We start from the raw sequence: 1,199 nt of genomic DNA, 5'->3' as shown, positions 1-1,199 counted from the left end.
GACCGGCTGCATGCCGGCGTGATGCCGATCTACGAGCCGGGGCTGGCCGAACTGGTGGCGAGCAACGTCAAGGCCGGGCGGCTGTCATTCTCGACCGACCTGGCCGCGTCGATCGAGGGTGCGGCAGCGATCTTCATCGCGGTGGGCACCCCGTCGCGACGCGGTGACGGGCATGCCGACCTCAGCTTCGTCCATGCCGTGGCCGAGGAAGTCGCCGCCAACCTCAAGACGCCGACGGTGATCGTGACCAAGTCGACCGTGCCGGTGGGCACCGGTGACGAGGTCGAGCGGATCATCCGCGCCAGCGGCACCGCGGCGAAGTTCGCGGCGGTATCGAACCCCGAATTCCTGCGCGAAGGCGCCGCGATCAGCGATTTCAAGCGGCCCGACCGCATCGTCATCGGCGCCGACGACGAATGGGCGCGCGGCGTGATGCAGGAAGTCTATCGCCCGCTGTTCCTCAACCGTGCGCCGATCCTGTTCACCAGCCGCCGCAGCGCCGAACTGATCAAGTACGCCGCCAACGCGTTCCTGGCGACCAAGATCACCTTCATCAACGAGATGGCCGACTTGTGCGAGAAAGTCGGCGCGGACGTGCAGGACGTGTCGCGCGGCATCGGGCTGGACAACCGCATCGGGTCCAAGTTCCTCCATGCCGGTCCCGGCTATGGCGGATCGTGTTTTCCCAAGGACACGCTGGCGCTGCTCAAGACCGCCGAGGATTATGACAGCCCGACGCGCATCGTCGAGGCGGTGGTCAAGGTCAACGAAACACGCAAGCGCGCGATGGGCCGCAAGGTGATCGACGCGGTGACCGGGTATTACGGCGGCGGCGACGTGCGCGGCAAACGGGTGGCGCTGCTGGGGCTGACGTTCAAGCCCAACACCGACGACATGCGCGACGCGCCGTCGATCGCGATCGCGCAGGCGCTGCAGGATGCCGGCGCCGAAGTGGTTGCCTACGATCCCGAAGGCATGGCGATGGCGGCGCCGATGATGCCGGGCGTGATCATGGCCAAGGGTACCTACGAGGCGATCGAAGGCGCCGACGCGACCGTGCTGGTCACCGAATGGGACGCCTTCCGCGCGCTCGATTTCGCCCGGATCAAGACCATCGCCAAGGCGCCCGTGCTGGTCGACTTGCGCAACGTCTACGACCCCGCCGACGTGAAGGCCCACGGGTTCAGCTATTCGAGCGT

The 1,199-nt window shown here is 66.9% G+C and carries 1 protein-coding gene; it reads left to right on the top strand.

Annotation, left to right across the window (positions count from 1 at the left end; genetic code table 11):
- Nucleotides 1–1,199, top strand: a 1,199-nt coding sequence (locus tag NL2_RS20530) for a UDP-glucose dehydrogenase family protein (protein WP_068078576.1), incomplete at both ends; no start/stop codon positions are given.

Origin of the sequence: Novosphingobium lentum NBRC 107847, from assembly GCF_001590965.1 — a bacterium.
Classification (GTDB): domain Bacteria; phylum Pseudomonadota; class Alphaproteobacteria; order Sphingomonadales; family Sphingomonadaceae; genus Novosphingobium; species Novosphingobium lentum.
This window is presented reverse-complemented; position numbering and strand designations above follow the sequence as displayed.